Raw genomic sequence first — 21,680 nt, 5'->3', positions numbered from 1 at the left:
GGCAGCCCTCATTAATGGGTAAAACCCACGTGAGACACGCCTAAAGCGCGGTCGACGGAGCAATAGGGTTTGCTCCATGATCCGCGACACGCACCGTATCCGGCTGAGCACGCTCCGGCATGACGCGCCGGCGTCGCTCGTGGTCTTCCTCGTCGCGGTGCCCCTCTCGCTGGGCATCGCGATGGCCTCCGGAGCCCCCCTGGTCTCCGGGCTGATCGCCGCCGTGGTGGGCGGGATCGTGGGAGGCACACTGGGCGGCTCCTCCGTACAGGTCAGCGGGCCCGCCGCCGGCCTGTCCCTGGTGGTCCTCGATCTCGTGCACACGTACGGATGGCGGGCCACCTGCATGATCACCCTGCTGGCGGGCGCCGTCCAGCTCGTGCTCGGCATCTTCAAGGCGGCCAGGGCCGCGCTGGCGGTGTCGCCGGCCGTCATCCACGGCATGCTGGCGGCGGTCGGCGTGATCATCGCCCTCGCCCAGCTCCACGTGGTGCTGGGCGGCACGTCACAGAGCTCGGCCGTGGCCAACATCATCGAGTTGCCCGGCCAGATCGCCGACCTGCACGGGCACAAGGTGGCGGTCGGCCTGCTCACCATCACGGTGCTGGCGTTGTGGACCCGTCTGCCGGGGCCGGTCAAGGCGGTCCCCGCGCCGTTGGCCGCGCTGCTCGCGGCGGCGGGCACCGCCTGGGCCTTCGGCTGGGACGTCACCCGCGTCGACCTGTCCGAGAGCGTCGGCGAGTGGGCCTTCCCCGTGCTGCCGCAGGGCGACTGGCACCTGGTCGTGGCGGCGGTGCTGCTGGTGGCGCTGCTGGCCGGCTGCGAGTCGCTGCTGTGCTCCGTCGCGGCCGACAAGATGCACGGAGGCAAGCGCGCCGACCTCGACCAGGAGCTGACCGGCCAGGGCGTGGCCAACATGGTCACGGGCGCGCTCGGCGGCCTGCCCGTCGCCGGGGTGATCGTGCGCAGCACCACCAACGTGCGGGCGGGCGCGCGTACTCGCTGCTCGACAATCCTGCACGGGGTGTGGGTGCTCGTCTTCGCGCTCGGGTTCGGCTGGTCGATCCGGTTGATCCCGCTGGAGGCGCTGGCGGCGCTGCTGGTGTTCATCGGCGTGCAGATGGTGAACCTCGGTCACATCAAGAAGGTGCACGGCCACGGCGAGGTGCCGGTCTACCTCGTGACCATGGTCGCGGTGATCCTGCTCGGCCTGGCCGAGGGCGTGCTGGCAGGGCTCGCGCTGGCCGCGCTGCTAGCGCTGCGCCGGCTGACATGGGTCACCGTGCTCAAGCGCGAGGATCGCCCGGGGCGGCTGCACGTGACGATCTCGGGCTCGCTCACGTTCCTCGGCGTCCCCAGGCTGACGCACGAGCTGCGGGCGATCCCCGCGGGCACGGACGTCGACCTCGACCTGAACATCGACTTCATGGACAACGGAGCCTTCGAGGCCATCCACTCCTGGCGGCTCGACCACGAGCGCATGGGCGGCACGGTCCACATCGACGAGCTGCACGACGAGTGGTACGCGCTGGCGGCCAGCGGCGCGCGGATGTTCCCCGTCAAGTCGCCCCCCAAGGCGCCTGACCGGTGGTGGCTGCCATGGGCGCACCGGAGCCGTCCCGGGCTGCCCACCGTGTCGCCGGCCGACGCGTCCGAACCGTCGGAGTGCCGGCTCACGGAGGGCGCGCGCGAGTACCACCGGCGTACGGCTCCGCTGGTGCGGCCCATCTTCACCGAGCTGGCCCGCAAGCAGCAGCCGTCGCACCTGTTCATCACGTGCGCCGACTCCAGAATCGTGCCCTCGCTGATCACAGCGAGCGGCCCAGGAGACCTGTTCACGGTGCGCAACATCGGCAACCTGGTGCCGCGCAGGGGCACGGAGCCGCACGACGACTCGGTGGTGGCCGCCATCGAGTACGCCACGCAGGTGCTGGGAGTGCACACGATCACGGTGTGCGGCCATTCGGGCTGCGGCGCGATGGCGGGACTGCTGAGCGGCGGCGTGCAGGCGGGCAGCCTGCCCGGGCTGCGCAGGTGGCTGCGGCACGGCAACCACAGCCTGGCCGCGTTCATCGAACGAGAGGGAGACCGGCTGCACAGCGGGGCGCTGGACGTCTTGTGCCGGGTCAACGTGCAGCAGCAGCTGGAGAACCTGCGGACGTACCGGAAGGTCGACGAGCAGGTGCGGGCCGGGAAACTGGAACTGGTGGGGCTCTTCTTCGACATCGGCTCGGCCAGGGTGCACATGGTGCCGCCGCTGCGTGCTGCGCTCTCCGTGAAGACGTCCGGCGACGTGGTGATGGCGCGCGAAGATTGACCCCATGAAACTTCTGGTTTTGGGTGGTTCGAAGTTCCTCGGGCGCGCCGTCGTGGAGGCGGCGCTGGCCCGTGGACATCAGGTCACGACGTTCAACAGAGGCCGCAGCGGGGCCGACGTGCCCGGCGTCGAGGCCGTGCACGGCGACAGGGAGGTGGGCGCCGACCTCGAACGGCTGACGAGCGGACGGTCGTGGGACGCCGTCATCGACACGTCCGGCTACGTGCCGCGGGTCGTGGGCGAGTCGGTCCGGGCGCTGTCGGGACGGGCGGGGACCTACGTGTTCGTGTCCACGATCTCGGCCGCCGAGGGCTTTCCCGCAGGGCCGGCCGAAGACTCCGCGAGATGGCCGTGCGAGCCCGGCGCCGGGCCCGACGACGGCGAGTACGGCGAGCTGAAGGCGGGCTGCGAGCGGGCGGTCGAGCAGGGCTTCGACGGCGCCGTGCTGATCATCAGGCCGGGTCTGATCCTGGGGCCGCACGAAGACGTGGCCAGGCTGCCGTGGTGGCTGACCAGGGTCTCGCACGGCGGGCGGGTCCTCGCCCCCGGCGACCCCGGGTCGCCGATGCAGCTGGTGGACGCTCGCGACGTGGCGGCGTTCACCCTCGACCGGGCCGAGGCCGGCGCGCCGGCTCTGTTCACGGTGACGGGGCCGGCGGGCAACACCACCTTCGGCGAGTGGCTGGGGTTGTGCAAGGAGGCGACGGGGTCCGACGCGGAGTTCGTCTGGGTGGACAGCGAATTCCTGGTGGAGCAGGAGGCGGGGGTGTTCGTGGAGCTCCCGCTGTGGGTCGGGCCGCCGTCGCCGGAGACGAGCCACTTCTGGACCGTGCCGACGGCCAAGGCGGAGGCGGCCGGGCTGCGTACGCGTCCCGTGGCCGAGACCGTGCGGGACACGTGGGCGTGGTTGCGCGAGATCCCCGAGGACCAGCGCACCTACGGCAAGATGACCCCGCACGGGATGGCGCCGGAGAAGGAGGCCGCCATCCTCGCCGCGTGGGCGGCCCGTTCTGCGTGATCCCGCGCTGACGGGGCGGCCTGCCGGGGTCAGGGGTCGCGGTGCCGGCGAGGTACGCACCGGGCCTTGCGGCACCGGCCCTGGCTCCCCGGACGGGAGGTTCCCTGCCTGTCAGGCTGTGACCGGATCGCAAACGCGGTGGAAACACCTGCTCCGGGACGCTGCCTCTCATGGTTCTCCGCGCTTCCCCTTCCCCACCGTCGTTTCCGCCGGTTCTCGCGTAGGCAGCCGTGCCCGCGAAGCCAGGGGCGTCGCCGCGCCGCCGCGTCCTCCCCCTCCTCGCCGCGCTCGCCCTGCCGGCCGTGCTCACGGCGAGCGGCGTACGCGCCACGCCCGTCACCCTCACGCCCGCCTCCGTAACGGTGGGGTCGCCGCCTGCCGAAGCTCCGCAGCAGAACCCCCCGGAAAGAGAACCTCCGGACAGGGACCGCCCGGAGAGCGAAGCGCCGGACAGGGAACCATCGCCGACGTCCAACCGGAAGCCGCTCACCAGGTCGCTGGACCGTTACCTGGACGACGTCTCGGGTGAGCTCGCGGTGTCCGTACTGGATCTTCCGACCGGCCTGTCCTACTCCTACAACCGGGGGCTCAGGGCGGCCGCGGCCAGCATCGTCAAGGTGGACATCGTGATCGCGCTCCTCCTCAAGGCCCAGCGCCAGGGACGCGGCCTGACGGCCTGGGAGCGGCGCACGGCGGCTCAGGCCATCAAGGTCAGCGACAACGCCGCCGCGTCCGCGCTCTGGGCGGCCATCGGCGGGTCGTCCGGGCTGGCCGCCGCCAACAAGGAACTCGGCCTGCGCCACACCCGTCCCGGTCCTGGCGGCGCATGGGGCTCGACCACGACCAGCGCCGCCGACCAGGTCCGGCTGCTCAAGGCGCTCTCGTCCACCACCAGCCCCTTGTCCGCTAAACACCGCCGCTACGTGCTGGGCCTGATGCGGAACGTGGTTCCGCATCAGGCGTGGGGCGTCAGCGCGGCCGGGCGCGGCGAGGCCGACGTCGCGCTGAAGAACGGCTGGCTGCCCAGGCAACGGGACGGAGGGCGGTGGACGGTCAACAGCATCGGCAGGGTGCGGGATCGCGGTCACACCTTTCTCATCGCGGTCATCTCCCGGCGTAACAGCTCGATGGGGGTGGGGATCAAGGCGATCGAGCGGGTGAGCAGGCTCTTCTCCCAGGCCCTCGCCAGAGCCTCCGCCCGACGGTGACGTCACGCCTCACGGGCCTGCCATGATCGCCGAACTTCCGGCGGGCAACCCGATGTCGTCAGCTCGGACACCACCGCTCTCGCCGCGTCGTCCGATCACCGCCAGCGCGTCTCTTCACCCTCCGTGACACTGGAGTCATGAGCACGGCGAACACGACCGAGAGGCAGACTGACCGCTCCCCCTCGGAGGACCGATCGCAGGACGCCTGGGCGGTCATGGAGAACTTCTACCGGGCCGAGGCCGCGTACGTCGCCGCGGGCGGGTTCGGCACCGCCCGTTATGACGAGGTAGCCGCGTATCTGGACCCCGACGTCGTCCTGTACCAGGCTCCCGGCCTGCCCTTCACGGGGACCGGCACGTGGCGAGGACATGACGGGATGGAGCGGTTCCTGGCCGCTTTCAGCGAGACCTGGGCATCCATGGAGTTCCTGGAGCAGGAACACTGGGGCGACAGGGACACGGTGGTGGTGCGAAACCGCGTACGGTTCCGCTCTCGCGCGACCGGCCAGGAGATCGACACGCAGATCATGCAGCTGATCCGGGTACGGCACGGGCGCATGCTCGAATGCCGGCCGTTCTACTGGGATCCCGCCGCCATCGCCGCCGCGACCACGCCTGTCCGGCACCCGGGGCCCGAGCACGCCTCGAACGCCGGCAGCACTGCCCACCCCTGACCTGTACGGCCAACCTCGTCCCGGACTCCGAGAGCTCCTTGACGTCGCTCCCACCATGGTCCGGCCCCTGGTCACGAGGGCGGAGAGTGACGAGCCGGCCTGTAGGCCGGGTTCTGTCCTTCGTGCGAAGGGGCGGCCATCCATCTAGGACCGCCGTTGCCGGCGGCCTCAAGCGGTCTACCCGCGCGGCTCGGGCGGACAGCCCTCGAACGTCGCGCGCGGGCGCTCCGGGGAGCGCCCTTCTTGACCTTGCTCCGGGTGGGGTTTACCGAGCCGCCCACGTCACCGTGGGCGCTGGTGGTCTCTTACACCACCCTTTCACCCTTACCTCCCGTCTGACCGGGAGGCGGTCTGCTTTCTGTGGCACTTTCCCGCGGGTCACCCCGGGTCGGCGTTACCGACCACCCTGCCCTGTGGAGCCCGGACCTTCCTCGGCGGGCCCGAAAGCCCGACGCGGCCGCCCGGCCGACTCGTCGGAATGAGGTTACCAAATCTCCCGCGTTCCCAGCCCCGTCGCGAGATCGTCCCGGTGGAACGAGGCTGGTCGTCGCCCGTGCGGAGGTGACGTGCCGTGCCGGGCGTTCTGGCGGCATCCGGCCCGGCACGCGCTCATCAGCGCAGGTGGGAGATGTCGTTGAACGACTTCACCACGGCGGGCCCGTCCGCGTAGTAGTCGATGAGCGACAGGCAGGCCAGGTCGAGATGCATGCGGTAGAGGGACTCCAGCGGGGCCATGAGGGCGAGTCGCAGGAGCATCTTGATCGGGGTGACGTGCGAGACCGCCAGCACGGTCTTGCCTTCGTACCGTTCGACCAGGCGTTCACCCGCCGCCTGCACGCGGAGCGCGGCCACGGCGAAGCTCTCGCCGCCGGGCGGGGCGACCGTGGGGTCGGCGAGCCAGGCGGCCAGCTCGGCGGGCCAGCGGCGCTGCACCTCGGTGAACGTGTGCCCCTCCCAGACGCCGAAATCGGCTTCCCTGAGGTCTTCGTCCACCTCGACATCGCGGCCGGTGCGCTGGGCGACCACCTCCGCGGTCTGCCTGGCGCGCTTGAGCGGGGAGGTGACGATCACGTCCAGCCGGTACGGCTCGCGCGACAGCCGGTCGGCCGCCGCCGACGCCTGGGCCAGGCCGTTGGGTGTGAGCTCGGCGTCGCCGCGGCCTGAGAACCTGCGCTCCAGGGACATTTCGGTCTCGCCGTGCCGGAGGAGGAGCAGCGAGGTCGCCACCTTGGTGGACGAGACCCAACCGGCGTTCTTGCCGAGCCGCTGGGCGGTGGCGATGGAGGCAGTGGGGGCCGACATTTCGGAGATGTCGCTGACGTCGAGGAGATCCGTCTGCCTCGCCACCGGCGGCGCCGAGGCCCGAGCCCGCGAGCCCGCCTTCCGGCTCGCGTCGGAAGGATCTCCCGCGTCCGTCAGGTCCGCGCCGCCCGGCTCCCGCCACCCGGAGGACGGCTCCGGTGGGGTGGTGCCGCCCGCCTTCCAGGTCAGGCCCTTGGCTGCGGCGTCCATGGCCTCGTTGGCCAGGCGGTCGGCGTGTTTGTTGCGTTCGCGGGGGATCCAGGTCCACTCCGACACCCGCAGCCGCCTGACCAGCGCCCCCGCCTCAAGGGCCAGCGGGCGCAGCCCTTCGTTCTTGATCTTCCAGCGGCCCGCCATCTGCTCGATGACCAGCTTCGAGTCCATGCGCACGGCCACCGAGGCCCCGTCGCCGGCCAGCTCCAGCACCGCCGTGAGCCCGGCGATCAATCCGCGGTATTCGGCGACGTTGTTGGTGGCGACGCCGATCGCTTCTGCCGCCTCCGCCAGCACCTGGCCGTCGGAGGCGTCCTTGACGACCGCGCCGTAGCCCGCCGGTCCCGGGTTGCCGCGCGAGCCGCCGTCGGCCTCGACGATGTAGGACGTCACAGGCCGGACTCTGGTGTGCGGACGAGGATGCGGCGGCACTCGTCGCAGCGGATCACCTCGTCGTGCGGGGCGGCCTTGATGCTGTTCATCTCGGCGATGGACAGGGCTACCTTGCATCCCTGGCACCGGCCGCCGCGCAGCATGGCCGCGCCCACGGAGTATTGGTCCTTCAGCTTCTCGTAGAGGGCCAGCAGGTCGGCGGGGATCTCGCCGGAGACGGCGGCGCGGCGGCCCTGGACCTCGGCCGCCTCCTTGTCGATCTCACCGAGCGCGCTGTCGCGGCGGCCCTCGGCGGCAGAGAGCTCGGCGGCGACCTCGTCGCGCTGCCTCACCAGGTCGGCGACCTTGGTGTCGGCGGCCTCCTTGCGCTCCATGATCTCCAGCACGATCTCCTCGAGGTCACCCTGGCGCTTCTGCAGCGAGGCGATCTCGGACTGGAGGCCGGCCAGATCGCGCGGCGAGGAGACGGCGCCGGAGTCGAGACGCTTCTGGTCGCGCTCGGCACGCGTGCGCACGGCGTCGACGTCGGCCTCCGCCTTGGTCTGCTCGCGGGTCAGGTCGCCCGCCTCGGTCTCGGCCTCGATCACCTGGGTCGAGAGCCGGGCGTACAGCTTGGAACGCTCGTCGATCTCGGCAAGCTCGGGCAGGGTGCGTCGGCGGTGCGCCAGCCGGTCGATCACGGAGTCGAGCTCTGCCAGGTCGAGCAGTCGCTTCTGGGCCTCAGGGGCTGCTTTCATGATCAATATCCTCTTGTCCAAGCATCGGTGACCGTGGCGGAGACACGTGTTTCAACGGTAACGCCACTCGCGTGCAGGATGGACGCCGCGCTGTCGAGCCAGGGCCACTCGGTAGCCCAGTGCGCGGCGTCGATGAGCGCGGGGCCGCCCGTCTCCATGAACTCGCTGGCCGGATGGTGGCGTAGATCCGCCGTCAGGAACACGTCGACGCCCGCGGCCCTCGCCGCGCCGAGGAGGGAGTCGCCCGCTCCCCCGCTGACCGCCACGCGCTTGACCCGGCGCGACGGATCGCCCGCGACCCGGATCCCCCACGACGTGCGCGGCAGGCCCTTGGCCGCCCCCGCCGCGAAGTCCTCCAGCGTCGTCTCCTCCGCCGTCTCGCCGATGCGGCCCAGCCCGCGCCAGGGGTCGTCGGGGAACGGCTGGAGCGGCACCAGGTCGCCGGTGAGCCCGACGGCTCTGGCCAGAGCGTCGGACACGCCGGGGTTGGCGACGTCGGCGTTGGTGTGCGCGGTGTAGAGGGCGATGTCGTTCTTGATCAGGGTGTGGATCAGGCGGCCCTTCGGCGTGGTCGTGGCCACGCTGGTGGTGCCGCGCAGGTAGAGCGGGTGGTGGGTGACGATCAGGTCGGCCTGCCACTCCAAGGCCTCCTCGGCCACGGCGGCGACGGGATCGACCGCGAGCAGCACCCGCCGCACCGGCTGGGCCGGGTCGCCGCTGACCAGCCCCACCGCGTCCCAGGATTCGGCTCGGGCGGGCGGGTAGGCCGCCTCGAGCACCTCGATCACGTTCGTCAACGTCACAGCAGCCACCTGCGCAGACTACCGGTGACCGGCGGGGTGGCAGCGCACGTGACAAGGGCTGTTGCGGGAACGCAGGCCGGGCGTAATGTAAGTGAATCCTGACCTGCGGAGGACGGCATGGCACCAAGCGTCGCGATCATAGGGGCGGGCTTCGGCGGACTGTGCATGGCCATCCAGCTCGAACGGGCCGGCATCCGCTCCTACACGGTCTTCGAAAAGGCCGCCGGCCTGGGCGGCACCTGGCGGGACAACACCTATCCGGGTGCGGGCTGCGACATCCCCTCGCACCTGTATTCGTACTCGTTCGAGAAGTACGCGAGCTGGACCCGCCGCTACCCCGAACAACCCGAAATCCTCGCCTATTTAGAGCATTGCGCCGATAAATACGACGTCAGGCGAAAAATCCGCTTCAACAGCGAGGTCCGCAGAGCCACCTTCGACGACGCGAGATGGCAGGTCACCACGGCCCTCCCGGAGGGCGGCGAGCACACCGAGGCGTTCGACGTGGTCGTCGTCAGCGTCGGCCAGCTCAACCGCCCGCGCTTGCCCGGCCTTCCCGGCATGGCGGACTTCGAAGGTGTCTCCTTCCACTCCGCCCGCTGGAACCACGACCACGATCTCACCGGCCGGCGGGTCGCGGTCATCGGCAACGGCTCGTCGGCCGCCCAGCTCATCCCGCGCGTGGCCGAGCAGGCCGAGCACCTCGACGTCTTCCAGCGCACCCCCAACTGGGTGATCCCCAAGCCGGACGCCGCGTTCGGCCCGCCTGCCCGGCTGGCCTTCCGCCTGGTCCCGGGCCTGCAGCGGGCCTACCGCGAGTGGATCTACCGCTACGCCGAGGCCACCCTCTACCCGGCGCTCGCCCAGGGCTGGAGCGCCGACCTGCTCAGGAAGCGGGCGCTGCGCCACCTGCGCGACCAGGTGCCCGACCCGGCGCTGCGCGCCAAGCTGACCCCCGCCTACCCTGCCGGCTGCAAGCGGGTGATCATCGACAGCTCCTTCTATCCGGCGCTGACCAGGCCGAACGTCGACGTGGTGACGGACACGATCGTCCGGGTCACGCCGAAGGGCGTCGAGACCGCCGAGGGTCTGCGCGAGGCCGACACCATCGTCTACGCCACCGGCTTCGCAAGCACCGAATTCCTCGCGCCGATGGAGATCAGCGGGCGCGACGGGCGTTCGCTGGAGGAGCAGTGGAAGAACGGCGCAGAAGCGTATCTGGGCATCTCCGTGCCGAACTTCCCGAACATGTTCCTCCTGTACGGCCCCAACACCAATCTCGGGCACAACTCCATCGTCTTCATGCTCGAGTGCCAGGTGGAGCACATCATGGCCTGCCTGGCGCACCTCTCGCTGAACGGCCCGATCGAGGTGCGGCCCGAGGCGATGGCCGCGTGGCGGGGGCGGCTCGACGCGGCGATGGAGCGGATGGTGTGGGGCGGCGGCTGCCAGAGCTGGTACAAAACCGCTGAAGGCCGCGTCACGAACAACTGGCCCGGCCCCACAACGCTCTACCGCAGGCTGACGGCGAGACCCCCGATCCCCGCCTACCGGCCCGCCGGATCGCCCTAGGGCCACGCGCCGTCACCGGCCTGCGCCTGCCCGCCGGCCAGGTGCGGCCTCCTGCCCCCGGAAATCGCGATCACACGTTCAGCTCAGCCGGGCGTGCGCGTAGGCGATCATGGCGTCGCGCATGTACTCGGCCAGGCCTTCGGCGACCTGCTCGTAGTTCGTCCGGAACTGCTCCTCCTGAGCCTGCATCCGGGCGAGATGGAGATACTGCGCCTTGGTCGGCGCCCAGGACTCGTTCAGATGCCGGTAGTGGAGGTCGAGCTCGGCGAAGACCTGCGGAGCGTCGACGGAGGCGCCGGCGAGCATGTGCTCGGCCATCCGTATCATCCCCGCGGTCGCCTCCCGCTGCATCTGCTCCAGTTCCTGTGGAGTGCGACCGGCCAGCACCTCCTGCTGCCCGCTCCGCTGCCAGTGCTCCTGCCACCGCTCGCGGGCGTCGGCCTCGTAGCGTGCGCTGTCGAAACCCTCGAACAGGTTCTCCGGTCTGCTGATCTTGGACATGGTCGTCTTCCCTTCGTTCTCCTGCAGTTCGGCGATGGTGCGCTCGACCATGCGGGCGACCTCGTTCAGCCGGTCACGCTCCGTCAGCAGCCGCTGGTGGTGCTCCCGCAGCGCTGCGACGGGGTCGGTGTGCCGCTCGACGATCTCCTTGATCTCGGGCAGGCCGAGGCCCAGCTCACGCAGTACCAGGACCTGCTGCAAGCGCAGCAGTTGGCTCTCCTCGTAGTAGCGGTAGCCGTTCGCGCCGACGTGTGCGGGCGGCAGCAGCCCGATCTCGTCGTAGTGGCGCAGCGTCCGGGACGTCACTCCCGACATCCGGGCCACCTGTGCGATCGACCATGCCATGACCGGCCCACCCGTCCTCACCCATCGCCGAGCCGGTGCTTTCCCGGCTCGTTCACCACGGTAGAAGTTGACGTAACGAGAAGGTCAAGAAGCGGGCCTGCGCATGATGGTGACGCACGAACGACGAGCTCGCCGTTCGGACACTGGCACATTGGAGCGGCCCGGCTCGCACGATAGCGTCCGGAATATGACGTCTTCCCTGCACCAGCGCGCTGTCGTGGCCGACACGCACAACGACCTGCTCATGGCCGTCGCGGCCCGCCCGCCCGAGCAGTGGGCGGCCTTCTTCCGCGAGAGGTGGTTGCCGCAGCTGATCGAGGGCGGTGTCAACCTGCAGATCCTGCCGGTCTTCATCGAGGACGACTACCGTCCTGAGGGCGCGCTGCGCCAGACGTTGCGGATGATCGAGTGTGCGCACGTGCTGGCCGAGGGCAACCAACAGCATGTACGGATATGTCGTGACGCTGCCGAGATCGACCGGGCGCTCGACGACGGCACGATCGCCCTCGTGCTCGCGCTGGAGAGCATGCCCGGCCTCGACGCCGACGTCGAGCTGATCTCGACCATGCACCGCCTGGGCGTGCGGGTGGCCTCGATCGCGCACTTCGGCCGCACGCCCCTGGCCGACGGCAGCGGCGAGGACGCCACCGGCAGCGGGCTGACCTCCCACGGCGTCGCCGCCCTGCGCGAGATGGAGCGGCTCGGCATGGTCTTCGACGTCTCCCATCTCGGGGCCTCCGGCGTCGCGCACGTGCTGGAGCTGGCCACCAAGCCCCTGCTCGCCACCCATTCGTCCGCCCGCGCCCTGCGCGACCACCACCGCAACCTCACCGACGACCAGCTCCGCGCCGTGGCCGCCACCGGCGGCGTGATCTGCGTCAACTTCTTCGCGCCCTTCCTGGCGGAACGCCCCGGGGACATGACGCTCGACCGCCTGCTCGACCACGTCGAGCACATCGCGGCGGTCGCCGGCGTCGACCACGTCGGCCTCGGCCCCGACTTCATCCACGAGGTCATGTCCGACCTGACGCGGCCGTGCTGCGAGGGCCTCAACTACCGCGGCGTCGACCCCAAGTCCGCGATCCCCGGTCTGGAGGGGCCGTCGGGGCTGCCCATGGTCACCGAGGGCCTGCTCGCCCGCGGCCTGCCGGAGAAGGACGTCACGAAGATCATCGGTGGCAACGTGCACCGGTTCCTCGGGGAGTTGCTGGCATGATCGCGGACCTCGAGGAGCTCGTCCTGTGCGAGTCGTTCTCCAGCGACCTGGCCGCCGTCGCCCGCAGCGCCGAGGTCGTGGCCGCCATGGGGACCCGCCACCTCGGCGCCGAGCCGGAGTTCCTGGTCATCGACGGCGTCACACACCTGCGCTGGACGTTCGGCACCCCCAAGGTGCTGCTCCTTGGCCACCACGACACCGTCTGGCCGATCGGCTCGCTCGCCACCCACCCGTGGTCGGTGGTGGACGGCGTGGCACGCGGGCCCGGGGTGTTCGACATGAAGGCGGGGCTGGTGCAGACGTTCCACGCGCTGGCCGGGCTCGGCTCGCTCGACGGCGTCACGCTGCTGGTCACCGGGGACGAGGAGGTCGGCTCGCTCACCTCGTCCCGGCTGATCGAGGAGACCGCGCGCGGCCTGGCCGCCACCTTCGTCATGGAAGCCAGCGCCGACGGAGGGGCGCTGAAGACCGCCCGTAAGGGCACCTCGCTCTACACCGTGCACGTGCACGGCAGGGCGGCGCACGCCGGGCTGGAGCCGGAGAAGGGGGCGAACGCCGGAATCGAGCTCGCCCACCAGATCCTGGCCGTCGCCGGTATGGGCGCGGGCGCCACCACGGTCACGCCGACGGTGCTGTCGGGCGGCACGTCACTCAACACCGTCCCGGCGCAGGCCTCCGTCGGGGTGGACGTACGGGTGGCCGAGGTCGCCGAGCAGGAGCGGGTCGACGCCGCCGTACGCGCGCTCGCGCCGGCCGTGCCCGGCACCCGCCTGGAGATCCTCGGCGGGCCCAACCGGCCACCTCTCGAGAGCGCGATGTCGGCCTCGCTCTACGCGCTGGCCCAGAAGCTGGCGGCGGACCTCGGGGTGGGCCCGCTGAGCTCGGCGTCGGTGGGCGGCGCCTCCGACGGCAACTTCACGGCGGGGGTGGGCTGTCCCACGCTCGACGGGCTGGGCGCGGTGGGCGGCGGGGCGCACGCCGACCACGAGCACGTCGTCGTCACCGAGATGCCCCGGCGTGCCGCGCTGCTGCGGGCGCTGATCGAGGCGGTCCGCTAGCCCGCGGCCCCGCCAGCAGCTCGACGCCTCGGCGCCCGGCGATGGACCCCGGCTTGCCGCGGTGCGGGGGCGTCGTGGCTGAATGGGGAGGTGACCGGACACGGCGAGGCGAGGACCGGCGTGGTGATCAGGGAGCTGCGCGAGGTCCCGGAGTTCGAGCAGGTCTACGCGCTCTTCGAGGGCATCTGGCACCCCGGGCCGCGTAACGTGCCCATGCCCGTGGAGCTGATGATCGGCTTCGCGCACACCGGCAACTACGTGGCCGGGGCGTTCGAGGGAGAGCGGCTGGTGGGCGCCTCCGTGGGGTTCCGCGGCGGTGGGCGGTCGCTGCACTCGCACGTCACCGGCGCCGCCGTGCCGGGCCGGGGCATCGGCTACGCGCTCAAGACCCACCAGCGGGAATGGTGCAGGAGGAACGGTCTCGACACGATCACCTGGACGTTCGATCCGCTCGTACGGCGAAATGCACGCTTCAACCTGCTAAAGCTAGGTGCGCTGCCCGAAAAGTATTTGCCTGACTTTTACGGGAAAATGGCTGACGCCATCAACGAGGGGGACGCCTCCGACCGTGTGCTGGCCGTCTGGCGCATACGAGAATCCGTCACCGCCTCCCCCATACCCGGTCTCGCGAACCTCCCCGTGTTGCTGGAGGCGGGCGATGACGGGTGGCCCGTCGTCAGGAAGGCCGAGGGGGACGTCGTTCTGGTGGGCACACCACCCGACATCGAACGGTTGCGACGGGAGGATGCGGCGGCGGCACGGACCTGGCGGGCGGCCATGCGCGAGGTGCTCGGCGGGCTGATGGAGGCAGGCGGGCATGTCGTGACATTGACGAATCATGGAAAGTATGTGGTGACTGTTCGTCGGCTATTCCACCGGGGTTTCGCCGCTCTGTAATGTGGCACGTAAGCACGCCGAAAAGGAGATCCGCATGACGGAATTCACCCCCACCGTTCCTGCGCGAGTCCTACCACCCGTCACCGTCCGCGACCTGCCCGAGCCTCCCCGAGCGACCTGGCGTTTCATCGGCCCGGGACTGGTCGGCGCCGGAGTCGGGCTGGCATCGGGCGAGTTCATCCTCTGGCCGTACATCGCCTCCCAGGTCGGGCTCGTCTTCATCTGGGGAGCGGCCATCGGGATCATCACGCAGTGGTTCCTGAACATGGAGATCGAGCGCTACACCCTGGCCACCGGCGAGACCGCGCTGACCGGATTCAGCCGGATGTGGAAACACTGGGGCCTGGTGTTCGTGCTGATGACGCTCGCCTCGAACCTCTGGCCGGGCTGGGTCACCACGTCCGCGACCATGGTGACCTATCTGACCGGAGCCGGCGAGGGCTCCGTACGCTGGATCGCCATCGGCATGCTGCTCCTGATCGCCTTCGGGCTGACGCTGGCCCCGGTGATCTACATCGCGCTCGAACGGGTGATCTTCGTGAAGGTCGCCCTGGTGGCGATCCTGATCGTGGTGGCGATCGTGGTCGCGATCACCGCCGACAGCTGGCTGCAGCTGGGCAAGGGCCTGACCGTCGGCGCCCAGTTCCCGGTGCCCCCGCTCGACTTCGCCGTCCTGATGGGCGCCATCGCCTACGCCGGCGCCGGCGGCGGCCAGAACCTGTGCCAGAGCAACTGGATCCGCGACAAGGGCTTCGGCATGGGCCTCTACGTGCCCCGCCTGGTCAGCCCGGTCACCGGGCAGGAGGAGGCGGCCGCGTCGACGGGCTTCCAGTTCGCGCCCACCAAGGAGAACCTCGCGCGGTGGCAGCGGTGGTGGCGGTTCGCCAACCTCGAGCAGGCGTGGACGTTCGGCCTGGTGACGTTCGTGACGATCGCGCTCATGTCGATGCTGGCCTACTCCACCGTCTTCGGGCGGTCGGGCCTGGAGAACAGCATCGAGTTCCTGCGCGTCGAGGGTCAGGTGCTGCAGGAGACCGTGGGCACCTGGTTCGGCGTGCTGTTCTGGGTGATCGGGGCGCTGGCCCTGTTCGCGGCGGCGATGGGAATTGTCGACTACACCTCGCGGCTGGCGTCCGACACGCTCAAGACCGTCTACCTGAAAAAGTCGTCCATCTCGGAGAACAAGGTCTACTTCATCACCGTCTGGGCGATCGCGCTGATCGGCACCGTCATCCTGCTGCTGGGCTTCGACCAGCCGCTCATTCTGCTGGTGTTCTCGGCCTGCTTCGCCGCCGTGATGATGTTCGTCTACTCCATCCTGCTGATCGTGCTCAACCGGCGGGCGCTGCCCGACGCCATCAAGGTCCGCTCCTACCGGCTGGGGGCGCTGATCTGGTCGGTCGCCTTCTTCGGGACGCTGACCGTGCTGGTCGTCATCCAGCAGGCGCAGAAGATCTTCGGCGGTTAGGGAGCCATCGCGGAAGCGCGCCTTCCGCGATGGCGGGCACACTGGGCGCATGCTGGAAACCTCGGCGCGGCTGCTGAGGCTCCTGTCCCTGCTCCAGGCGCACAAGGAGTGGTCGGGCCCCGAGTTGTCCGCCAGGCTCGGGGTCTCGACCAGAACGATCCGCAACGACATCGAGCGCCTGCGCACGCTCGGCTACCCGGTGCACGCCAGGCCCGGGGTGGCCGGCGGCTACCGGCTGGGCGCGGGGGCCGCGCTGCCGCCGCTGCTGCTCGACGACGACGAGGCCGTGGCCGTCGCGGTGGGGCTCGGCAGGGCGGCCGGCGGCGGCGTGGAGGGCATCGAGGAGAGCTCGGTGCGCGCCCTCGCCAAGCTGGAGCAGGTGCTGCCGTCCCGGCTGCGCCGCCGGGTCGGCACCCTCAACGCCTACACCGTGCAGATTCCCGGCGTCACGCGGGCGATGGTCTCCCCCGAGGTGCTCACCACGATCGCCGGCGCGGCCCGCGACCACGAGCGGCTGCGTTTCGACTACACCGGGCACGACGGCTCCTCCAGCGTGCGCGACGTGGAGCCGCACCGCCTGGTGCACCGGCGGGGCCGCTGGTATCTCGTGGCCTACGACGTCGAGCGGCAGGACTGGCGTACGTTCCGGGTCGACCGGATGCGCCCGCGCACGCCAGGCGGGCCCCGGTTCACCCCGCGCGAGATGCCGGAGGGCGGCGATGTGGCGGCGTACGTGGAGAAGGGCGTCAGCACGGCCATGGCGCGCTTCCGCGCGACGGTGCTGCTGCACGCGCCCGCCGGGCAGATCGAGGCCATGCGGCTTGGCGTGGAGGTCGAGCCGGTCGGCGAGACGACCTGCAGGGTCGAGTTGCGCGGCGACGACCCGCAGGGGATGGCGGCGTGGATCGGGTTCCTCGGGGTGGACTTCGAGGTGCTCGACCCGCCCGAGCTGGCCGAGCAGGTGCTGCGGTTGTCCGAGCGCTACGGGCGGGCCGTCAGCGGTCGGTAAGGTCGCGGTCAGCGGGCCGTCAGAAGGCGCGGCGAGGCTGCCGTCATGAAGAACTTGACGCAGGTCGCGGGCGGCGCCGGCGACTTCCAGCTGGTCCGCCACCTCACACTCACAGGCAGCCAGTTCGAGATGGGCATGGCCCTCACCGAGGAGGCCCGCAGGCTCGGCTGGTCCCCCACGCCGGCCGCGCCGGAGGTCAACCGGGCCCGCAGGATCTGGTTCGAGCGGCACTGGCCGCAGCACAACGCCCGCATGGACGGCGCCGCGGCCGCCCTCGGCCTCGACCCCGACCAGGACGAGCTGGCCCTCGACGGCCTCGACGTGGTCCCCGCGGGCTCCGGCTGCTCGGCCCTGTGGGTACCGCCGCAGGCATCCACCGACGGTCACGGCCGGGTGGGCCGCAACTACGACTTCTTCCGCCTCACCACCAGCGAGGTCATGGGCTCGGCGCCGGAGCCCGGCGAGCTGCCCATGGCCTCGCGCCCCTACGTGATCACCACGATCCCCGACGAAGGGCTGTCCTCGACCGTCATCACCATGTCGGACCTCGACGGCTGCATGGACGCCATCAATTCGGCGGGGCTCGCGGTCATGCTGCTGATCGCCGACTTCGAGAGCGCCGAGCCGCCGGAGCACGTCTCGCCGCAGGTCGGGGTGGGCAGCGTGCAGCTGCCCCGGTTCCTGGTCGACACCTGCGAGAACGCCGACCAGGCCAAGCAGGCGCTGCTGCTGGCCAAGCAGTACGACCACGGCACGCCCCTGCACTACCTGGTGGCCGACGCCCACGGGCAGGCGTTCGTGTGGGAGCGGGGCCTGGACGGCAGGGAGCACATCATCGAGTTCGGCGACGGGCCGCTCTGCGTCACCAACCACCTGCTGCACCGCAACCCCGACCCGATGAACCTGCCCGGCGACACCGAGGCCAGCTTCGGCACGTACGAGCGGCTGCGCACGTTGTACGAGCGCAGCAAGGGCGTCACCCTGTCACCGCAGGATCTGCGCGACAGCCTGCGGGCGGTCCGGCCGGCCGAGGATCCGGCCGTGCCGTTCCGCACGTTGTGGAGCACCGTCTTCGACACCGCGGACCGGACGTTGTCGACCCGCTTCTACCTGGGCGACGGCCGCTATTCGGAGGAGCTGGTGTTCCCCGCCGCGGCGAGGTAGGCCTCGCGCACCTTCGACCGCGACAACTTCCCCGTGGGAGTGCGCGGCAGCTCGGAACGGTATTCGATCACCTTCGGATGCTTGAACCTGGCGATGCGCGGCCCGCAGTGCGCCAGCAGCTCGGCGGTGAGCCCGGGGCCGGGCGTGGCCCCGTCGGACGGCTGGACCAGGGCCACCACGCTGTGACCCCACTCCTCGTCGGGCACCCCGATGACGGCCACGTCGGCCACCGCCGGATGGTCGAGCAGGGCGGCCTCGATCTCGGCGGGGTAGATGTTCACCCCGCCGGAGACGATCAGGTCGGTACGCCGGTCGCACAGGAACAGGTAGCCGTCGTCGTCCATGAACCCGATGTCGCCCGGCGCGTACCACTCCCCCAGCATGCTGGCGGCCGTCTTCGCCGGGTCCTTGCGGTATTCGAAGGAACCCATGGCGGACTTGACGTAGACCAGGCCCGGCTCGCCCGGCGGCAGCTCCACGCCCTTGTCGTCAAAGATCTTGGCTTCGAACGTGGGCGCGGGCCGGCCCACGGTGCCCGGCCTGGCCAGCCAGTCGTGCGGTTTGACGGAGAAGGCGATCGTGGACTCCGTGGAGCCGTAGTACTCGTAGAGCACCGGCCCCCACCAGTCCATGATCTGCTGCTTGACCGCGACGGGGCAGGCGGCGGCGGTGTGGATGACCTGGCGCAGGCTCGACAGGTCATAGCGGCCCCTGACCTCCTCGGGCAGGCGCAGCATGCGGTGGAACATGGTCGGCACCATCATCGCGTTGGAGACCCGGTGCCGGTCGATGAGCTCGAGGATGACCTCGGGGTCGAACTTGGGCGCGATCACCAGGGTGTGCCCGAGGTGCAGCGCGAACTGCGTGTGCGCGCACGGCGCGGAGTGGTACATCGGCGAGGTCACGAGATGGGTCTCCGCGCCCGGCCGGAGGTCGACGACCTCGCCGAGGAACCACACGTACAGCGGCACGATGGCCTCCGGCTCGGCGCCGGGCAGCGGCCGCTGCACGCCCTTGGGGACGCCGGTGGTGCCGGACGTGTACCACATCACCGCCCCGGCGGTCCGCTCAGCGGGCGCGCCGGCCGGCTGCCCTTCGGCCAGTCCCGCCGTGCCGATCTCCCCGCCGGGCACGGCGTGCGCGGGCCCGGTGACGACCACCTTGGCGTCGCAGTCGGCCAGGATGTACGCCACCTCGGACGCGGTCAGATGCCAGTTGATCGGCACGTAGTAGAGCCCGATCTGCCAGGTGGCCATGACCATGACGACCTGGTCGATCCCGTTGGGCAGCACGCCCGCGACCACGTCGCCGGCGCGCAGGCCGCGGGCCCGCAGCCCGTGGGACACCTGGTTGACCAGGGCGAGCAGCTCGCCGTACGACGTGCGGGCGCCGTCGGCGTCGATCAGCGCCAGGCGGCCGGGGTCGGCGGCGGCGATGGTGTAGAAGCCGGGCATCGTGCTGACGTCCATCACAACTCCAGCAGTGCGGCGAGGCGGGCACGGTGGATGCGCGGGGGCCCCATCAGCACTTCGTCCGCCTTGGCCCGTTTGTAGAACAGGTGGGCGTCGTGCTCCCAGGTGTAGCCGATGCCGCCGTGCAGCAGCAGGTGGTCGCGGGCCACCTCGAAGCAGGCGCGGCCGACGTACGCCTGGGCGAGGGCGGCGGCCTCCGGCAGCTCGTCCGGCGACTCGTCGGCCGCCCAGGCGGCGTAGCGGACGATGGACTCGGCCTGTTCGAGCTTGGCGTGCATGTCGGCGAGCTTGTGCTTGACCCCTTGGTAGGAGCCGATGTAGCGGCCGAAGGCGACGCGGACCTTGGCGTAGGCGACGATGTTGTCCAGCGCGGCCCGCATCACGCCCAGCTGCTCGGCCGCCAGCGCCACGCACAGCAGATCGCCGACGTCCGGGCGCGGCCCCAGCACCCGCGCGGGCGCGCCGTCCAGCTCCACGCGGGCCTGGCCGCGGGTGAGGTCGAGCGTGTCCAGCGGGGTCCTGGTCACGCCGGGCCCCGCCAGGTCGACGGCGACGAGGACCACGCCGTCCCCGCCCTGCGCGGGCGCCACCAGCACGCCGGCCTCCATGCCGCTGATCACCTGCGCCAGCGTGCCGCGCACCGCCGAACCGTCGTAGGCCAGGACGGCCTCGCCGGCCGGCTCTGCGAGCGCCGCCAGGACGCGGCCTTCGGCGATGCCGGTCAGCAGCTCCTTGTCGGGCACCCGCGCCAGCGCGACGGTGGTGAAGGCCGTGGCCAGGAACGGCCCCGGCAGCAGGGCCGCGCCCGTCTCCTCCAGCACGACGGCCAGCTCGGTCATGCCGGCGCCCGCGCCGCCGTACTCCTCGGGGACGATCAGCCCGGACAGGCCGAGCTCGCCGTTGAGCCGGGCGTACACCTGCGGGTCGTAACCCTCGCGGACCTTGGGCAGCGGGGACGCGGCGCGCAGGAAGGCGCGTACGGCCTCGCGCAGCTGCTGTTGCTCCTCGCTGAGTACGAGTTTCACGCCTGGGTCCCCACCTTCAGATCCTTGAACGGCACGGTCTTGTCCACGCGGGGCTCGGGCGGCAGGCCGAGCACGCGCTCGCCGACGATGTTGCGCATGATCTCGTTCGTGCCGCCGCCCAGCGCCATGCCCGGGGCCATCGAGATCGCCTGCGCCAGCGGGTGGCCGGCCAGCGCGGCCTCGGGGCCGACCAGCTGCGTGGCGAGGTCGGCCTGGAACATCGTCAGCTCCGCGAGCAGCAGCTTGGCCGCGCTGCCCCGCGCCCCGGGGAAGATGCCGGCCCTGGTCTCCTGGGCCAGCCGCTGGTTGAACAGCGCCAGCGCGCGGGTGCGGATGTGCAGCTCGACGAGCTGGTCGCGGACCAGCGGGTCACCGGTGTCGACGGACCGGCGCAGCGCCTCGACCGAGGCGGGGTGGTCGCGCCGGCCACCCATGCCGACGCCCGCCGAGATCGACAGCCGCTCGTGCAGCAGCGTCGTGACGGCCACGCTCCAGCCGTCGTTGACCTCGCCCACGCGGTGCTCGTCGGGGATGGTCACGTCGTCGAAGAAGATCTCGTTGAAGTTGGCCCTGCCCGACATGTCCTTCAGCGGCCTGACCGTCACGCCCGGGTGGTGCATGTCGACCACGAACATGGTCAGGCCCCGGTGCTTGGGCACGTCGACGTCGGTGCGGGCCAGCAGCAGGCCCCAGTCGGCGTGGTGGGCGACCGAGGTCCAGACCTTCTGCCCGTTGACGATCCACTGGTCACCGCGGGCTCCGTCGCGCACCGCCCTGGTCTGCAGGCTGGCCACGTCGCTGCCGGCGCCGGGCTCGGAGAAGAGCTGGCACCAGATCTCCTCGCCGCGCAGCAGGGGCCGGACGAAGCGCTCGCGCTGCGCGTCGGTGCCCCGGTCGACCAGGGTCGGGCCGGTCATGCCGAGGCCGATCGAGAAGACGTAGGTGGGGAGGGCGTAGTCGCGCGCCTCCTCGGCGAACGCGCGCTCCTCCGCCTGGGTCAGCCCCTGGCCGCCCCACCGGCGCGGCCACGTGATGCCGGAGTAGCCGGCGTCGTGAAGCCTGGCCATGAAGTCCTTGGCCCGGGTGACCGCGTCCGTTTCCTGAGAGTCGTCCTGCGCGTCGTTGTGGGGGGCGTTCTCCTGCAGCCACGCCCTGGCGGCACGCCGGTAGTCAGCGAGGTTCACATCGACTCCTTGGCATCAGTGTTCACTTACTCTAGCCAGGGCGCCGGAGCCCGTACAGAGCAATGCTCTGGACGGGCGCAACTCGAATCAACGGCGGAATCTCC

At 70.8% G+C, this 21,680-nt stretch carries 18 protein-coding genes and 1 other RNA gene; 11 read left to right on the top strand and 8 right to left on the bottom strand.

The window, feature by feature from the left end; translation table 11 throughout:
• Positions 1 to 76: 76 nt before the first annotated feature.
• From ACTWPV_RS07325 to ACTWPV_RS07310, 4 genes are all read left to right on the top strand, one after another.
• A complete protein-coding gene (locus ACTWPV_RS07325; RefSeq protein ID WP_443151128.1) occupies positions 77 to 2,317 on the top strand; it encodes a SulP family inorganic anion transporter in 2,241 nt (746 codons plus the stop codon).
• A 4-nt stretch (positions 2,318 to 2,321) separates the two neighbouring features.
• On the top strand, positions 2,322 to 3,335 hold the full coding sequence (locus tag ACTWPV_RS07320) for an NAD-dependent epimerase/dehydratase family protein (protein ID WP_443151127.1): 1,014 nt from the start codon (positions 2,322 to 2,324) through the stop codon (positions 3,333 to 3,335).
• Between the two features lie 230 nt (positions 3,336 to 3,565).
• Positions 3,566 to 4,543: a serine hydrolase gene (locus ACTWPV_RS07315; protein ID WP_443151126.1), complete on the top strand. Its 978-nt coding sequence runs from the start codon at positions 3,566 to 3,568 to the stop codon at positions 4,541 to 4,543.
• Between the two features lie 137 nt (positions 4,544 to 4,680).
• Positions 4,681 to 5,217 (top strand): nuclear transport factor 2 family protein, encoded by a 537-nt coding sequence (locus ACTWPV_RS07310; protein ID WP_443151125.1) that lies wholly within the window; start codon positions 4,681 to 4,683, stop codon positions 5,215 to 5,217.
• A gap of 86 nt (positions 5,218 to 5,303) precedes the next feature.
• On the opposite strand, the gene rnpB is transcribed toward ACTWPV_RS07310, so the two are convergent.
• The 4 genes from rnpB to ACTWPV_RS07290 all read right to left on the bottom strand — a co-directional run bounded on the left by rnpB (position 5,304) and on the right by ACTWPV_RS07290 (position 8,665).
• An RNA gene (gene rnpB / locus ACTWPV_RS07305) (RNase P RNA component class A) lies at positions 5,304 to 5,690 on the bottom strand.
• 139 nt (positions 5,691 to 5,829) lie between these two features.
• Positions 5,830 to 7,125 carry a bifunctional RNase H/acid phosphatase gene (locus ACTWPV_RS07300; RefSeq protein WP_443151124.1) on the bottom strand — a complete coding sequence of 432 codons (1,296 nt, stop codon included), beginning with the start codon at positions 7,123 to 7,125 and terminating at the stop codon, positions 5,830 to 5,832.
• Positions 7,122 to 7,862: a zinc ribbon domain-containing protein gene (locus ACTWPV_RS07295; protein ID WP_443151123.1), complete on the bottom strand. Its 741-nt coding sequence runs from the start codon at positions 7,860 to 7,862 to the stop codon at positions 7,122 to 7,124. The genes ACTWPV_RS07300 and ACTWPV_RS07295 overlap by 4 nt, the downstream gene beginning before the upstream one ends.
• Before the next feature lie 2 nt (positions 7,863 to 7,864).
• Positions 7,865 to 8,665 (bottom strand): Nif3-like dinuclear metal center hexameric protein, encoded by an 801-nt coding sequence (locus tag ACTWPV_RS07290; RefSeq protein WP_347646861.1) that lies wholly within the window; start codon positions 8,663 to 8,665, stop codon positions 7,865 to 7,867.
• Positions 8,666 to 8,782: 117 nt separating this feature from the next.
• Between ACTWPV_RS07290 and ACTWPV_RS07285 the strand changes: the two genes are divergently transcribed.
• A complete protein-coding gene (locus tag ACTWPV_RS07285) occupies positions 8,783 to 10,237 on the top strand; it encodes a flavin-containing monooxygenase (RefSeq protein ID WP_443151122.1) in 1,455 nt (484 codons plus the stop codon).
• A gap of 78 nt (positions 10,238 to 10,315) precedes the next feature.
• Here ACTWPV_RS07285 and ACTWPV_RS07280 read toward each other — a convergent pair whose 3' ends face one another.
• Positions 10,316 to 11,083 carry a MerR family transcriptional regulator gene (locus tag ACTWPV_RS07280; RefSeq protein ID WP_443151121.1) on the bottom strand — a complete coding sequence of 256 codons (768 nt, stop codon included), beginning with the start codon at positions 11,081 to 11,083 and terminating at the stop codon, positions 10,316 to 10,318.
• Positions 11,084 to 11,270: 187 nt separating this feature from the next.
• Here ACTWPV_RS07280 and ACTWPV_RS07275 point away from each other — a divergent pair, with 187 nt between their 5' ends.
• The 6 genes from ACTWPV_RS07275 to ACTWPV_RS07250 all read left to right on the top strand — a co-directional run bounded on the left by ACTWPV_RS07275 (position 11,271) and on the right by ACTWPV_RS07250 (position 17,895).
• Positions 11,271 to 12,299 (top strand): dipeptidase, encoded by a 1,029-nt coding sequence (locus ACTWPV_RS07275; RefSeq protein ID WP_443151120.1) that lies wholly within the window; start codon positions 11,271 to 11,273, stop codon positions 12,297 to 12,299.
• Positions 12,296 to 13,357 (top strand): M20 family metallopeptidase, encoded by a 1,062-nt coding sequence (locus ACTWPV_RS07270; RefSeq protein ID WP_443151119.1) that lies wholly within the window; start codon positions 12,296 to 12,298, stop codon positions 13,355 to 13,357. The genes ACTWPV_RS07275 and ACTWPV_RS07270 overlap by 4 nt, the downstream gene beginning before the upstream one ends.
• 123 nt (positions 13,358 to 13,480) lie before the next feature.
• Positions 13,481 to 14,254 (top strand): GNAT family N-acetyltransferase, encoded by a 774-nt coding sequence (locus tag ACTWPV_RS07265; protein ID WP_443151118.1) that lies wholly within the window; start codon positions 13,481 to 13,483, stop codon positions 14,252 to 14,254.
• Between the two features lie 34 nt (positions 14,255 to 14,288).
• Positions 14,289 to 15,722 (top strand): Nramp family divalent metal transporter, encoded by a 1,434-nt coding sequence (locus ACTWPV_RS07260; RefSeq protein WP_443151117.1) that lies wholly within the window; start codon positions 14,289 to 14,291, stop codon positions 15,720 to 15,722.
• A gap of 49 nt (positions 15,723 to 15,771) precedes the next feature.
• A complete protein-coding gene (locus ACTWPV_RS07255; RefSeq protein ID WP_347646868.1) occupies positions 15,772 to 16,731 on the top strand; it encodes a helix-turn-helix transcriptional regulator in 960 nt (319 codons plus the stop codon).
• Between the two features lie 45 nt (positions 16,732 to 16,776).
• Entirely contained in the window at positions 16,777 to 17,895 is a 1,119-nt protein-coding gene (locus ACTWPV_RS07250) for a C45 family autoproteolytic acyltransferase/hydolase (RefSeq protein WP_443151116.1), read from the top strand.
• Here the strand turns inward: ACTWPV_RS07250 and ACTWPV_RS07245 are convergent.
• Genes ACTWPV_RS07245 through ACTWPV_RS07235 form a run of 3 tightly spaced genes read right to left on the bottom strand, consistent with a single transcriptional unit; the run spans position 17,856 to position 21,576 of the window.
• Entirely contained in the window at positions 17,856 to 19,364 is a 1,509-nt protein-coding gene (locus tag ACTWPV_RS07245) for an AMP-binding protein (protein ID WP_443151115.1), read from the bottom strand. The two genes, ACTWPV_RS07250 and ACTWPV_RS07245, sit on opposite strands and share 40 nt — an antisense overlap.
• A complete protein-coding gene (locus ACTWPV_RS07240; protein ID WP_443151114.1) occupies positions 19,364 to 20,392 on the bottom strand; it encodes an acyl-CoA dehydrogenase family protein in 1,029 nt (342 codons plus the stop codon). The genes ACTWPV_RS07245 and ACTWPV_RS07240 overlap by 1 nt, the downstream gene beginning before the upstream one ends.
• Positions 20,389 to 21,576: an acyl-CoA dehydrogenase family protein gene (locus ACTWPV_RS07235; RefSeq protein WP_443151113.1), complete on the bottom strand. Its 1,188-nt coding sequence runs from the start codon at positions 21,574 to 21,576 to the stop codon at positions 20,389 to 20,391. The genes ACTWPV_RS07240 and ACTWPV_RS07235 overlap by 4 nt, the downstream gene beginning before the upstream one ends.
• Between the last annotated feature and the right edge of the window lie 104 nt (positions 21,577 to 21,680).

The sequence above is a fragment of the Nonomuraea sp. KM88 genome, from assembly GCF_052245635.1.
GTDB lineage: Bacteria > Actinomycetota > Actinomycetes > Streptosporangiales > Streptosporangiaceae > Nonomuraea.
Note: the sequence above shows the minus strand (reverse complement) of the source record. Positions and strands in the feature narration are given on the sequence as shown.